Annotated in this window: 7 protein-coding genes; 5 read left to right on the top strand and 2 right to left on the bottom strand. The window is 25.4% G+C overall.

All coding sequences use genetic code 4. The annotated features are described in order from the left end of the window. From ACXYRK_RS01195 to ACXYRK_RS01185, 3 genes are all read left to right on the top strand, one after another. Nucleotides 1-481 (top strand): IS1634 family transposase (locus ACXYRK_RS01195; protein ID WP_458617666.1); only part of this gene is annotated, 481 nt, incomplete at its 5' end. 331 nt (nucleotides 482-812) lie between these two features. After that, nucleotides 813-1,442: a hypothetical protein gene (locus tag ACXYRK_RS01190; protein WP_458617664.1), complete on the top strand. Its 630-nt coding sequence runs from the start codon at nucleotides 813-815 to the stop codon at nucleotides 1,440-1,442. A gap of 43 nt (nucleotides 1,443-1,485) precedes the next feature. Further along, a complete protein-coding gene (locus ACXYRK_RS01185; protein WP_458617662.1) occupies nucleotides 1,486-1,758 on the top strand; it encodes a TaqI family restriction endonuclease in 273 nt (90 codons plus the stop codon). Nucleotides 1,759-1,789: 31 nt separating this feature from the next. Here ACXYRK_RS01185 and ACXYRK_RS01180 read toward each other — a convergent pair whose 3' ends face one another. Together ACXYRK_RS01180 and ACXYRK_RS01175 are read right to left on the bottom strand one after the other, a co-directional pair. Continuing rightward, the gene (locus tag ACXYRK_RS01180) at nucleotides 1,790-2,551 is read right to left on the bottom strand and encodes a DNA-methyltransferase (RefSeq protein ID WP_458617660.1); all 762 of its coding nucleotides are present in this window, start codon (nucleotides 2,549-2,551) and stop codon (nucleotides 1,790-1,792) included. A gap of 47 nt (nucleotides 2,552-2,598) precedes the next feature. Continuing rightward, nucleotides 2,599-5,043 carry an N-6 DNA methylase gene (locus tag ACXYRK_RS01175; RefSeq protein ID WP_458617658.1) on the bottom strand — a complete coding sequence of 815 codons (2,445 nt, stop codon included), beginning with the start codon at nucleotides 5,041-5,043 and terminating at the stop codon, nucleotides 2,599-2,601. 316 nt (nucleotides 5,044-5,359) lie between these two features. Between ACXYRK_RS01175 and ACXYRK_RS01170 the strand changes: the two genes are divergently transcribed. Together ACXYRK_RS01170 and ACXYRK_RS01165 are read left to right on the top strand one after the other, a co-directional pair. Next, nucleotides 5,360-10,561, top strand: coding sequence for an MGA_1079 family surface serine endopeptidase (locus ACXYRK_RS01170; RefSeq protein ID WP_458617656.1), 5,202 nt, complete (start codon nucleotides 5,360-5,362; stop codon nucleotides 10,559-10,561). Next, entirely contained in the window at nucleotides 10,561-16,476 is a 5,916-nt protein-coding gene (locus ACXYRK_RS01165) for a beta-N-acetylglucosaminidase domain-containing protein (RefSeq protein ID WP_458617654.1), read from the top strand. Before ACXYRK_RS01170 ends, ACXYRK_RS01165 begins: the two co-directional genes overlap by 1 nt. Nucleotides 16,477-16,616 lie beyond the last annotated feature (140 nt).

Raw genomic sequence — 16,616 nt, 5'->3', positions numbered from 1 at the left:
AAAAGGTGGTAGATATTATGATGCAGTTAGTAAATCCCTATATAGATTGAACACCAAAAAAGTAAAAGAGGATGAATTATTAGATGGGATATATGTATACGAAACAAATATAATGGATTTAGATGCACTAGAAATTTGTAGAGTTTATGCAGAACAATGAAAAATAGAAGAAAATTTTCGTAGTTTGAAGTCTGTTATCCAAATTAGACCTGTATATTTATCATTAGATGAACATATCATCGGACACAGTGTAATTTGTTTTATCTCTCTTGTTATAATGAAATTATTACATTATATGTTGATAAAAATAATCAAAATAACTTTTGCTGAAATGACAAAGGTTTTAACAGAATTAACATCTCTTGTTTATATAGATACAAAATCGAGAAAAATTATTTGAGAAAAAAGAAATAGAGAAGTTAGTGATTTCAATCTCTGAAAAACATATGATATGCTTGAAAAAATTACAAGTAATTTTTAATAATAAAAATTTTTCTTCCTAAAATATAGGGAGAAAAATTTTTTTCTTATTTATTTCCAGAAAAACAGGGCTGAAAATTAATCCATCTAATTTAAATAATGCAAAAAAATATGCTCTAGCACAATTAGAAAAATTAGATGATAAACAAGATTTTGCAAACAAAATTAATGCTTCCGATTTAACAGCTGATAAATTAAGTGAAATTTTAAAACAAATTAATGATCTATATAATGCGCAAGAGACTAAAAAATTACAAGATCAAAGAAATAAAACAAAAGCCTTAATTGATAAAATAAAAGACTTAAAGATAAAATCTGATTTAACTAACCAAATGTCAGATGCTGATAATATTATTGATTTACAAAAAATCTATCTTACAGCAGATGCACAAATAAAAGCAGAAGCAAAAGCACAAGCAGACTTTGATATATATAAAGAAAATATCAAAGGAATTGCAAATCAAATCTTAGATTCAACCAAGAAAGGTCAATTTATCGCTCAAATTGATGCTGCCACTACTAAGCAACAGCTAGATTCACTAAAAACTTTAATAGATAAAGAAATTAATGATGAAAAGCAAGCACAACAAGCAAAAGATGAAAAAGCTAAGGAGCAATTAGATCAAGCAAATTCAGATGTTGATGCATTAATCAAAAAACTTCCTGATAATCTGCAAGTAGCATATCATAATAAACATGAGCAAGTTAAAAATAACATTAATGATGTTAATGCATTAAAAGATGAAGTTCAAAAGAAAATTGATGAAATTAACAAAAATCAAGAATCTAAACCTAAAACACCTGAAAATCCTATACCAACTGAAAAACCAGCAGAGAAACCTAAACAACAAATCAAATCATCTAATGGTTGAAAAATAGCTGTAGGAGTTATAGTAGGAATTTTAAGTTTAGGTATCATTAGTGGGCTAACATACTATTTTATAAAGAAAAAACGTAAATAAAATAAGCATCTATGGATGCTTATTTTTGTGTTAAAATAACAATATGGATAATGCATTCAATGAATTTCTAGAATCGATAAACTTAGATTTATATCGCAGTAGATATAAAAATATCAAAATTATGGAAGCAGATATGCCAAAAGAAATCCAAGCACTTGATACTATATATCAAGTTTATTGACATAATAATAACATACTTGATTTTGATGATTGATATTTAAATTATTATTTAACCGACGATATGAAAGCAAAAATTCTAAATTTCAATAAAAATCATATTGGATTATGCGAATGTTGTTTATTTAAAGGTATATAAGCAAGGATATATCGAACCTGAGCATCAATTATTACACAAATTCAAGCAGGTTATTGTTGTCAAAGAGTTTTTGGTAAAGAAAATGTATTTCAATCAAGTGACTTAGATCGAAACGGTATCGATATTCTAATAGATTATAAAGGTGTCAAAATCGGGATACAAGATTGCAAAAAATATTATGTGTTTTACAGTAAAAATAACGCTCTTGCAACGCTTTTCCGCCTGCTAAAGTGGATATTTCAAAAACATCCTTAGGTAATGCTCCTTTTTCATGTGGGGTGTAATAGGATTGATAATTTGGATCACTATTAAAACGACACTTAGTTGAAGTTCGCTTTTTACCAGCAGAGTTTTTTATAAAATTTTCTGTATATGGAACACGAACATCATCAGTATTAAAGTGAGGTTTATCTTTTCAAAAACAAATTATACTTTCATGTGAACGCTGTCAAAATTTTAAACCTGGAGTAACTTTGTTAGTATAATGTCAAATTAGTCATCGTTGCTTTTTTAGATCTATTTGTGTTGAAATATGTGCTAATATTTCGCTAAAACCATAAATATAACCTAAACCATTTGGCTTTAATATTCGATAACACTCACTAAATCACTGCTTTGCTCAAGTGATATATTCATTAATATCCATTGAATCTTTATTATTACCAAAGTCTTTACCTATATTATATGGTGGATCAATAATAATTATGTCAGCTGATTCATCTGGGATATTTTTTAAACCATCTAAACAATCTTTATTTATAATTCGATTATTAAATTCATAAATTTTGTGCATTTTTACTTTCTTTATATAAATATACAAATTTTAAATTTGTATATTTATTATAATAATTCCGAAATTTTCATTCCTTTTATAAAACTTTGAATATATTCTCAATCTATTTTACCATCGGTTGTTTGTGGTAGCAGCAATATTGTTTCATCAAAACGCTTTGATTGTCAAGTTCTACCATAAGAAAACTTATAACGGTGCTGATCTAAAATTGTGATCAAAAACATTGCAGTATAGATATTTAAGTGTTTAGATCTTCCAATTGTAATAAACGAATTAGCAATAAAATCATCAGGATGATATAAACTATATCCACCTGAACCATCGCCACCAGTGATAAATCCAATGCAATTTCCTTTGGTAACTAATTCTTCATCATATTCAACTTTTTCTAAAACTCCGTTATTTGTCTTTTTAGCAGCTACATAATAAATATTATCGCCTTTTATTAATTGATGAGTTGTTTTTAATCTACCTTTTTCAAGTTTACATAGGTTATCAAAAACTTCTTTGATATTAAACTCTTTTCAACTACTTATATCAATTTTTTCATCTTTTTGATTATTTTTCAAATAAACTAACAACTTATCAAATTTTTGTGATTTAGATATATATCAAATTAAATCAAAATCTGATATTTCCTTTTCAACTATATCCATTTCTCTTTTGATTTGAAAAATCAAAAATTCTTTGATAGTTTTTTCAAAAGAGAATTTAGTTAAATTTGAATAATTTGTTTTTAGATGCGAATGCACATTTCATTCTGAATCAGGTTTAATAGGTACACTGATAGCTTTGGATGTATCAAAATAATTATTGAATAAAAAATCTAATAATTTTGCCTCATTTTCTGCATATTTTTCATATAAATCAATTCTTCCTTTTGCAGTGACAACTAAGCCATCATCAAAGTTATAAAACTTTACATCTTTTTTATAATCATGTGGTAGGTGTGTTTGAAAAACTGCAATAGCAGTATATGTTGACGCATTTGGTTTAAATAAATCAGATGGCATATTAATAACATATTTTAAAGTATGTTTATTTAAAATCATTTGTCTACGATGAGGATCTTTAAAATACATTGATAATGGAGCAATAATTATTCCATATCTGCTGCAGTTATCTAACATCTTAGTTAAAAATGTAATCTCTTTTGGTGTGGGATTACTTGAGCTTTCTTCACCTGAATAAGGTGGATTTATAAAACCAATAGTTGGTTTAACTTGTGCAATAATTTGATCACTTTTTTTATCATTTATAGAATCAATGTTATAAATTCTAGATTTACCATCACCACGGAATAACATATTAGAAATAGAACAAATAAACATTGTCGGATTAATTTCAAAACCCAAAAGTTGATTCTCTTTTATGTTATTTATTTTTGCTTCTTTGTCTGGTATATTACTATTTTCGATTAAATCAATTAATTTATTCATTGCTGCAATTAAAAATGCACCTGTACCACAACATAAATCCATAATCACATCGTTTGCTTTTATATCAACAAGTTTTGTAAATAATGTAGTGATATGTTTTGGGGTTAAAACAATTCCTTTTTTAACATTAGATACACCTGCATATTTTAAAAATTCTTCATAAAATCTACCAATAATATCATAGTTTGATTTAGAAGCAAATTGATTGTTAAACAAAGGGATAATATTATGTTCAATTTCTTCAAGTATTTTTATTAAGATATTAGTTTGTGAAAGTTCTTTAATTTGTTTATATGTTTGTATATAAGTTTTAAAAATTTCTATTTTTTCTTTAGAAATTCCTTGTGATTCTAAAATAGCTTGTATAGTGTAAAATAAACTATTTAAAATATCTATCCCTTGTTGTGCATATTTATATGTGATAGGAAAATTATTAAGGTAGTTTTTAGGTTTATATAAAGATATCATTAACATTGATAAAATTACAGGGCGTTGTTGACTATCGAGATTTCTTAATAATTTATTTATTTTCTTACTTGATTTTGTAATATTTGCAATAGCAACTTCTTCATCAAAATCATAAAATAATGATAAGAATTTTTCTTCACTAACAAAATTATTAATTTGCTTTTGATGTAAAATTTCATTATTTGCTATTTTAAAACAATCAAAATAATAAGAATTTTGAGTTGATAAATCACCACTTACTGCAATACCTAAAATTTTGTAATTGTCAAATAATGAGTTATTCAAGAACTTAGATAAATATCATTTTATCCCTGAAATAGCACCTTTTTTAATATCAGCATCATAATGATCTTTGATATTTGTTTTTTCTTCAACTAAAATTAATAAATTTGTTTTCTTATTAAAATAAATTCTATCCGGATAACCTGGTTGATTATTTTTGTTCTTTGACGCAGTATTAAGAACAAAAAGAATGTTTTGATCTAATTTTTTGTTAGTCTGACTATCATCTCAATCAGAAAGATTGTATCCAAGTTGCTGTAATTTATCAGTTACTGATGGTGTTATATTTTTATCTTTTCGCATTATTACCTCATATAAGTCTCATATACAATTTAGATATTAATTATACATTATCTAACAAGGATATTTTCATATTCTTATAATTTATTGTTATTTAGAAGATGAAGATATTCAAATTTACATCATATATTTAATAAAGATAATGAAAAAAATAAACTAAAAAAGGAATAAAATTTTATCAAAATTTGATAAAATAAATGTACTATATTTAGTTTGCTAATGTTATATTATGAATGAATAATAACCATAAATAACTACATAAATTTTTTATGAATTTATGTTTATTTCTCACCTAAAAATATTTTAATCGGAGATATCAATGAAAAAGAAATTATTTTCTATTTTAGTTCCCGCTTCTTCGCCTGTTATCTTTGTTGCGGCATGTGCAAATAGAAATAATAATGATGATTTCCCGAAGCAAAAATTTTATTTTTTAGATTCAGATGATTTTATGAATCTAAAGAATAAACTACAAAATGATTATCAAGCAAATAAAGAATTAATAACAAATAGAAATTTTATTGATAGTTTGTCAATAAATGTAATTTATTTTAAGGAGCTAAAATCACAAAAAGATGATGAGAAGTTAAGAGATAGTAATGATGTTAAAGATATGTATTCAGAAATTATCAAATTTCTTAATTCTTCTTCTTTTGATTATAAAAATATGAATAATTATTTTAGTAATTTACTTAGTGATTTAGACAATTTAATTAGGAAAATTAATAATGATAATGCTCAATCAGAATTAAGAAAGCAAATTACTAAAATTTTTAACGAAAATAATAATGATTCATTTAATAATATCAAACAACAAATTTTTGAATCTATGCCTGAAAATATTATCTTTTTTTCAAATAATAAATTTCAAGATGAACTCAATGAAAATTTAAAAACTTTTAATTCTAATTATAAGAATTTACAAAATTTAAGTAAATATAGTTTTCATAATGAAGAACAAATAAGTCAATCTGATTTTAATATTAATAATTTTATAAATTCTAAAAACCTTGATTTTAATTCACTTAATCAAAAATTTAACCAACTAAATCATATTCTTAGTAATCAATTAACACAAAAACAGAAGATATTAAAAAATAAATTAAAAAATTATGACAACTCAATTAAATCAATTAATATTGATTATAAATTTGATGCAAATTTAATCAATTATTTAAAAACTAAATCTAGTTCTTTGTTTGTCAATGCTCAAGATGAACAATTTTTATCAACTGTTAATTATATTAATCAGCAAATCAAAGAAATAGAAGAATTTCAAAAACAAAATTCCATTATTTTTAGTGATGAAATAAAAGACATTGTTAATAAATACTTTCTTTTAAAGAAGACTAATTTTGATTCAATACCTACATTAAATGAACTAAAAGATGAAGTTGAAAAAGTTAACAAATTAATTACATCCTTTATTATCTTAAATAACTATCGTTCTAAAGATATTATTAAATATGCTGAAGCATTAAGTCAAAAAATAAATTCAAGTAAATTTCTAACATCAAAACAAAAAGATGTTTTATTAAATCAAACAGAAAACCTTGCTAATACCTTACAAGTCCAATATTTAACAAATGAAATAAAAGCCCAAGAAAGTAATTTTGTTCACTTAAAGAAAGGTCTTATTAAGCAAATAAATGCAAATAACCAATTCAGTCCATCGATAAAAACTTATTTTAAAACACAAGCATATAGCAAAGATGGTTTGCAAGAATTTAATGAATTCAAAGATTATCCATTGCAATTTATATCGCTTTTAGCTAATCTTAAAAGAGAAATACAAGAAACAAATGATGCTATCGCTGCTAAACATGTAGATGCTAAAAAAATATTAGATTTCTTTTTATCTGATTCTGCAATCTTATTTAGCAAAATTTATAACAGTGAATCAAATACCTTAGAAGACTTTGATATTGAAAACATTGATACAAATGTGTTAAGATTAAATGATTTTTATTACACTTTAAAAAGGTTTAATGAAAAAAATATAGATGTAAACAAAACATATGATAATTTATCTTCATTATTATTAGATGAGATAGCAAAACATAACACTGTTTCGCTTGCTAAAGATCCAAATGGATATGATGTTAATCAATATTTGCATTCAGGTTCAATAAACTTAAATAACTATCGTGTCTTCTTAAACGAAGGTGATGATGATGTTTTTGATTTTGATGTAAGTAATTTAGAATTAAAACAAAATAATCCGAATATCCTTATAGTTACATTAAATGTATTTTTAAAAAGCAATCGTTTTATTAAAGCAGAAATTAAAAAAGAAATACCTTTTTCTAATGATATTAAACCTTTTATAAACAAAATTATATTAAACAATCTCGATCAATTTTACAGTGTCGATTATGAATCATTATCAAAATTATCCTTGGATGAATTTATCAAACTTACTGATAAAAAGGTGTTTTTTAAACCCAGAATCAATGGGATCGAAAACTTCTTTAACTTTGATATAGAAAGTTATCAAAAATATCAAGACAAGCATCTATACTTTAAATTTAATGTACTTTTTAATAAACAAATCATTAAGACTGCTATTATCCCAACATTGAATACTGTTGATTTTCTTGAAAATAATGCACCCACATCTCAACAAGATGCTAAGGATTTAGCAGAAATTCAAAAGATATTAAAAGGAAGCAAAGAATATTTTTATAGCATCTTGAAATTTAAACCTAATGCATATTATACACATGCACAATATTTAGCTTCAGATGCAATAAAAGCTTTTGATGATGTTTATGATTTACCAAAATTTGGTAAATATCAGATTTTTATCAAGGATGTAATCAATGTAGATAATTATAATGCAACTGCTGATTTAATTTTATGATATAAAATTAATGGTAAAGAAGCACCAATTAAGTTTTTAGGTGATTTATATGCAAATCCGATTCATATGATTAACTTTAAACTACAAGACTTTTTTGATATAAAACCCAAAAATGGTGACAATTTTACAGAAAGTGATTTTGATGGATATAAAGCAATTGATGCAAATGATGCCAGAATCTTCGATAACTTAAATGAAGCCAACATTCAGCAAGTAAGAGTCAATGGACAAGTATGAGGTAATGGTAATGTAAGTAATTATTTTAGTATCATCAATGCAAGAGATTTTATACAACAAAGACACTTTTTAGCAGCTAGTTATTTCTTTAAAATTGAATCAGGAAGTGCTTCAAATAAAACAGATAATAAGGATTTATCGACATATATTCCATTTGGAACAGGTAATTATGACAAAGATGTAGTTATATATCCGATTAACAATAATGATATCAATCGCATAAGAGATAGATATTTTACTTATTATTATGACTTTAAATTAGTTGGAAAAAGAGGTTTAAGTTTTAGAATCGGTTTTATTGATAAGCAACATCAAGATCGCAGATATTCACCAAATCAAACTTTTACCTTAATAAACTTTGTCAATGATTATCAACAACTGCATTATCCACAAATAATGCTTAATAACCTTACTTATGATGATATATCGGTTGATAATAATAAACTTGTAAAACACACTATTTCATACTATCAATCACACCTAGATGATTTAAATCAAATTATCAAGATTAAAAGTAATAACGGAATTTTAACCTATCGCAACTTTGATTTACCAGCCTCAGAAATAAGAATAGATGAAATTCAAGCAATTGATGCAACATCTGCTTATATTCGCTTCGGTGTTAATACTTTCGATGGAAGCAATGCTTCTGGTCATGTAAAATCATTAAGTTGATTTAAAATAAACGGTTTTCAAACAGAAAATCCAAGAAGTCCACATCAAAATCCTGTTTATTCAAATAATGATGCAAATTCATTAAGAACAATTTATAATGCACCTAATAATGTTCATCGCGAAAGGGTTCTTGAACTTTATTGAAAAGATGCATTGTGAAGTATAAATAAAGATACAAATACAATTTTTTGAACACTACAACACAAAATTCTTGATCCGATGTTTACGCAAAACACATCAAATCGTAAATTAATTCTTAGTTTCAACGGTGGAGCAATAATACAAAATGGATATAATATTAGTATTACAGAAAATCCTGCTTTTGATGTTGAATTTGATTATGATGAAATTAAAGAAAAGCAAATTGTAAATGTTGCTGTAGATGTAACTAAAAATAAAAAGAAATTTACATTTATGGTGCAAGCAAGTTGAAATAATAATAATATCGATTTTGCCTTATGAACCAAGAATCCAGCAAATAAAATTATAATTGATCCCAGAAATGCAACATCATCGGTAACAAAAGAGCTATCTGGATACAAGTTTTTATTTGCTAACGGTGCTGCTACTTTAAAAGTCAAATATGATTCAACACAACAAACTGAAGATTTTCATTGAAATACAAATGCATTTGATTATTCTAAAATAATGGCTAATACTTTTAATCAACCTTATTTATTCTATAACAAACCTGAATATCTTTTTGATCATAATATCTATAATCCAAACCAAAATGTTAGCTTTAAATTTCATGATGGGTATAAAATGCAACTTGAATCAATTCGATTAAAAGAATATGGAAAATACAGTGAATTAGTTCGTGCAATTATCGGTAGATCAATTGCTTATAGTCCTGGAGGAGCAATTGCTACTGCATCAATGCTTGGTAAGGTTAATAACGATCCAAACGATGGAAGATTTTATGTAATCACTAACCATCATGCCCAATCAAGTGGGATTTGAGATTTTTCGCTAATATCAGGTAAAAACTTATTCTTTAGAACTAGTGATATCACAATATCTGCTCCATTTTTACAAGAAGTTACATATGCAACACGTGGTCGCTATGGGTGAACCGATTATACAAGTGCAGGTGGTAATGAAGCAACCACCATATGAATTGGGATTCAACAATATAACAATAATGGTGATCCACTATTAAACACTAATCGTACCCCTGAACGACTCGATGCTACTATTATTATTGTAGATATTAATAAACAAATTGCAAAAGCAAGAAACGAAGGTAAATTTGATTTAGCCTTATATTTGGAAAACTGATTTAAATTAAATAATGCAAAAATTGATTACACCTGAAAATATAACAATATGAATTCACCTGTAACAAAAGATGTTGCATCAATCGGTTATCCGAGAGCAAATCAAACAGCTATTTTAGATCACCGTCCGGCTCGCTACTATGTTGATTTAACACTAGGAATGGATGTTGGATACCAACAAAATTATGCTCCATTTTACTCAGGTGCTGGAGCATCAGGAACTGGTAGATATATCGGTGATGATTCATTTGCTACCTTATGAAATTCTGGTGTTGGTTTTCTCTACTCGGTAAGTTGAAACTATGATGCATTAAATTACAACTATTTTGGGGTTAACTGAAATGGTGAACACCCATTTGAACTTAAAAACAAACACTCATTTGCTTCTCAAATTATTCGTGCAAATGCAGTGAATCCAAACAAATATGCTTTGCCTTGGTTTATGAAGCAAATAAAGGAGAAATAATGAAAATTCGTAAATTTAAAAAACTATTTCCATTTCTAGGACTTTCTTCTTTATTTTTTGTTTCTGCTTCGTATACACAAAATCATACATCGCATGTTAGTTATAACATTGAACCAGAAGTTAAAGAAATTAATTATTTATACAAAAATTATGTTTTGAACAATCAAATCAACTTGGTTGTTGAAGATGGTATTTCTAATGGTGCTATTGATTTATTGCAAAATTCTTTTAAAACTAAGAATTTTCAAGTTTCCTTAAGCAAACAAATTGAAGTTGGCAAAACTAATATTCTTATCGGAAATTCAGGTAATTCTGATAAATTAGTAGATAATATGATTGCAAATGATATTGATTTTAACAATGATATTCAATTTAAAAATGATGCGTATTTATTAACAAGTAGAGATAATATCATAACTGCTTTTGGTTTTAAACAAGGATCAGAATTTTATGCAGCCGCAACATTTACTCAAATCTTTAACCAACTACAAAACCGCACCATCGAAAGTTTTATCATTAAAGATTATTCAGATTACAAGGATCGCGGAATCATTGAAGCTACAGAAAATAACAACTGAAACAATAATCAACGTTTTAAATTCCTTGATTATGGTCAAAAACACAGACTTAATAAGTATTTTTATGGTAATTATTACGATCAATACCTTAATTCAGATTGAAAACAATTATATGATGATAAACAACTTAATGAATTTTTAATTCCTTTTGTTAACAAGAGTTTACAATCTAACATACAACCTGTTTTTGCTTTCAATATATTTAAAAAAAATAAGATGACTAGTGAATCATTAAGTAGTGATTTTGAGAACTTCAAAGCAAAAATACAGCAACTAATTGCTAATAAAATAACTAAATTTGGTTTTATTATTAATAACAGCAGTGAGATAAATTTAAATATATACCAAGAGTTCTTTAGTAGATTTAACGATTGATATCAAGGCTTACAGATAGATAATAGAGATATTTATATCTTACTTGATAACCTTAATATCATCGATAACTTTGCTAATAATGTTGCAAATTCTGCAGCTGATGTAACAAACTTTTTTGCAAATATTCCGAATGATTTTAAGATTATAACGACCACAAAAGATTCATATGATAAAGATTTTATTGATAATCTTGCTAATTTAATAAATAACAAAAATATTATTTTATGAAACAATTCTCTTAATTCAACATCTGCTCAAAATAATTTTGATCTAAGTGGATTTACAGGTAATATTGATAAATATAAAAATATTAAAGGGATTTTGTTAAATCCATCATTATTTTTTGAAAATGCACAAATTCCTTTATATATGTTAAGCAACTACTTGTGAAATGCTAATAATGCTGATTTTAAACAACTTTATAACACTGCTCTTGATGATATCATCGGTAATAAATTAGAAAACAAAGAACTTATCAAATTATTTAAAGATTTTGTTACTAATATCTTTATAAAAGATTGAAGCGATAATACTGATATAGAAAACAAACTAAAAAAATTTAAAAGTTTATTATCTTCTCAAAAATACAATATTGAAGATGTTTTAGATATCCAAAATTATTTTAATTCATTAAATGACAATTTAAAAAAATTAGCAAATTACTATTTTCAAAATTCTTTTATCACAACTTTTTCTCCTTGAATTAATGCATTTATCGACTTAAATAATGCTCTTATAAATGCTTTAAATGCATTAATTAATCTTAAAACTAATTCAGATAACCAGTTTGCTAATAACTTGTTTTTAGCACATAAAAACCTTATTAAAGCAAATATTAAACATCAAATTAATATAAATCAAACAACAATTAATCCTCAGATTAGTCCTAAAATTTTACAACCTTTTATAAATTATCTTTTATCTACCTTAGATGATATCCAAAATCAAAAACTTCATTTTCATCAAACAACTATAAATGATGTACAACAAACATTTATAACTAGTCGAACTGATACTCCAAATACTGGTGCTGGAAATATTTTTGATCCACAAAACAAAGATCAAATGTTATTTACTAACCCTAATAGAATTAATAAAAATGACTATTTTGGTGTTGAGTTCTCTAAACCATTAACTTTAAATTCTATTTATATACAAATGAAAGATGGTCGCGATCATTTCTTTTATTCTAAATTACAATATCGATCAATTAATGGTATCTGAACAGATGTTAATAATCAAATTTATCAAAGATTTCATGATAACATCGAACCTATTCAGTTAAATAACTTAAATATCAAAAATGTAAGTGCTGTAAGAGTTATTGCAACACAAAATAACCCCGAAGAGGCTTGATTAGGTATAACAAACTTTTTAGTTAACCAAGAGCAACTTGATGCAAATAAAAACAATCACAATGATTATACTGAAGATACAGCCGATGAATCAAGTGATTTATGAAAACGTGAAGGAAGCATCGATTCAATTAAGGATGATGATTTTAATACAAACTGAGCATTTTCGGCACATAGTAATACATCAGCATTCTTACAAAATCAATCTGTTGCATTTATGCTTCCAGAAAAAAGATTAATAACCAGAATCGATTTAATCCAAGGACAACCTAACGGTAGAGATCGTCTAAGTAACTTTAAAATAGAATATTATGATGATGCATCGCATTCATGAAAACTTTTTAGTTCAAAAAATGATTATGGTAATTCATTTAACATCCACGCTCACGGATATGCAATAACTAACAAATTTAGATTTGTAAATAACACTACTGTTAATAATTCTTGATGAAGAATTACTAGATTAAGGGTAGGTTATGACGACTCAAATCAAAAACAAGTTTTAACACCAGGATTCGAAGGAACTAGAATTTTAGGTCGCGAAAATGTTAGAAGTTCAAATCAAAACAATTCTATTGGTTTTATTACTGATAACACTGAATTTACTTCAGCTGTTTTAGCAAATGCTACAAATAATGGTTATATAAATGCAAATCAAGGTTTTAAAGTAGATTTTAAATATCCAAGCAAAGTTGCTTCAATAAGTATCTTACAAAATCCTAATAACAAACTTTCAAATGTTAAAGTTCAAGGGATTTTAAATGGAGAAACTGTTAATATTTTAGATAATGTATCTTTAAATGATGATTTGACAAAAATAAATTTACCTATAAATACAGGTATTTTGACTGGAATCAAAGTTTTATCAACTCAAAATACACAGAGTTTTTGAGAAATAAAATCTTTTGATGTCGAATTTCAAGGTGATAATACTAATCAGTATTTATATACATCATTAAAAAATTCTAATAATATTACAACTTCCGAATATAATGGAACATTTAGATTATTTTCCTTAGATACTCAAAGTCAAAACCATAATTATCAACTTAATAAAGGTGATTATATCGGAATTGACTTAAAGAAAAATTACCAAATATCAAATATTAATCTATATTGATCTGAAAACAAGGATATCAGTTTACTTACATCGGTTAACGGTATTGATTGAACTGAATATAGACCAAATACTGCTGCTAGATATATAATTTTATTTAACAATAGCGATAAAATTGCAACTGCAGCATTTAATCATATGGTTATTTACACACAAAACCAAGAACCTTTTGGCAGATTAATTGACACTAACATTAGCAATAATTCAACCGATACTTTCAAAACTAATGCTGCCTTTGATTCTGATTTTAATTCTGTTGTTAAAATTAGCAAAAACTTACGCAGACGCGACTTTTTAACCTATGATTTAGGTTCAAACATTAATTTACATTCAATAAAAATCTTTTCAGATTTGAATAATATCAACTGATTAAGAAATGCAGATATCCAAGTGTCAAACGATAATATAAATTGAACTACAATCTATTCAACACCAACTTATGATACTAAATTTACCTTTAATAAGTTATCTGATACAGATTATGGGTTCTATGATGCTAAATATCCAAATTATCGTTATTGAGGTGTAGATAAATTAAATATAAATGCCCGTTATATCAAAATCTTTATTAATGATAACTATCCAGAAAATCACGGATTAAACTTTAATGAAATAGTTATTAATGATGGTAAAAATATTTTAAATAATAAAATCGAGGGTTTTTCTGGAACAAATATAGATTCACAAAAAGATTATGGTGTTTTAAATCTACTTGACCAAAATTTAGATACTTTTTATAAACCTATTTCTGAAAATGGCAGCTTAACATACGATTTTAGTTATGATACATACACAAACAAAAATCTTGAAATTTTTGCTTTAACCCCTGCAAATGCACAAGTATCAGCAACCATTTATGATGAGCAAAATAAAACTAAAAATACGGTTATTTTAGGCAATTTACTTGCTTATAGCACCGGATTTATTTTACCTACTAATGAACATCATAAAATAATTTCAATCAAGATAAGTTGAAGCAATTTAATACCACAAATTTCTCAAATTGTCTTTGTCGATAAACCCGATACACCAATCAATGTTGATAAATCCAAGTTAGAAAAATTACTTGCAGCAAAAGATGTTAATTATCCAAAATGAACTAATGTAGATATGCAAGCATATGATGAAATATTTGCTAAAGAACAATTGGCAAATGCTTCGGAATACCTAAATCAAGATACTATTAATTATATGATTTTGAAACTTAATAATATTATTTCAAATGCTCATACAAAAGTGGATTTAAGCCAATTATCAACATTAATTTCTAATAAAGTTGATAATAACCAGCATCAATATACAAACTTATCATATGAGCAATATTTAACTATCTATAACAAAATTTTGGATATTATTAATAGCAAAACTGATATATCAATAAATGCAGCAAATGATTTGATAAATCTATATAATCAAGCAAAAGATAATTTAAAAAACTCCATTTATAATCAAGAAAATGTTCGTTTAGATTTAAGGGAATTTAAAAATTTAAATACCAATATTTATACAAAAGAAAGTTTAAATGAACTTAAGGATGTTGTTGATAATATTAATCAACAATTAAGTTTAAATACAAGTGAACAAGAGTATAAAGAGTTAAATAATACGTTTATCGATAAATATCAACAACTTAAATATAACCAAAATGGTAATAGTATTCAAACATATCAAAACAGTATTAAAAATAAATTTATTGATATTTTAAAAAATCAGTGACCAAATTGAATGCAGTTATCAAAAGATTTAAATAATGAATTTATAGTTAAAGATGCAATAATAACTGATCCAAATACATCACAAACTGCAAGAGATATTAATATCAATTATCTAAATAACTTGTTTAACAAATTTACACTAGATAAAAGTAATCAAATTCATTCATTGCAGCAAAAGTTATTTATCAATCCGAACTATAAATATATTTTTTCAAATGATGTAATAAAACAAATGGACGCTTTATCAAAAGATACTGATAATAAAATTAAAAATAATACCTTAAAATATGATGATATCGAAAAGATACTAAAACAATTAGATGTTTATAAAAGTAAAATAGACAAAGATGGTATAAATAAATTAGTAGATGAAATTACTTTTTCAGATGAGAAAAAACTTTATCATGACATTGTAAAAACTAAAAATTCATCAGAACAATTACTCGGGATAATAGATGCTATTAAAATGTCAATAAATACAGACAATAAAATGATGAATAATTTAGATACTCTAATCAATAAAGTAAATGATTCAAATAAAAAATCAGAATTTTTAAACAAAAAAGCTAATATACATACTGAATTACAATGAAATAACCTTTTAAATGATGTAAATAGCCAAATTATCAAAGAAAAACCTAATAATTTCTTGGATATTGGTTTACCAATCATTCTTGCTCTAATAATTACACCAACTATTTTATTTACCTACTACTTTGGTTATAGATATTTTTCAAAGAAAAATAATTCAAAATCTAGAAAATCAACATCCTAGGATGTTGATTTTGTGTAATTATCTTATGCATTAGCAAAGGCTTTGATAAATGTAGTTGATTACCTTGTCTATATTGCTTGTATCAAAGAAATTAATTGCAAATTCTTTTAAATTTTCAGCATTTTTAAGAATACTCTTGA

The sequence above is a fragment of the Mycoplasma sp. AC1221 genome, assembly GCF_054353815.1.
The sequence above is the reverse complement of the archived record's forward strand: the minus strand, read 5'-3'. Positions and strand labels throughout refer to the sequence as shown.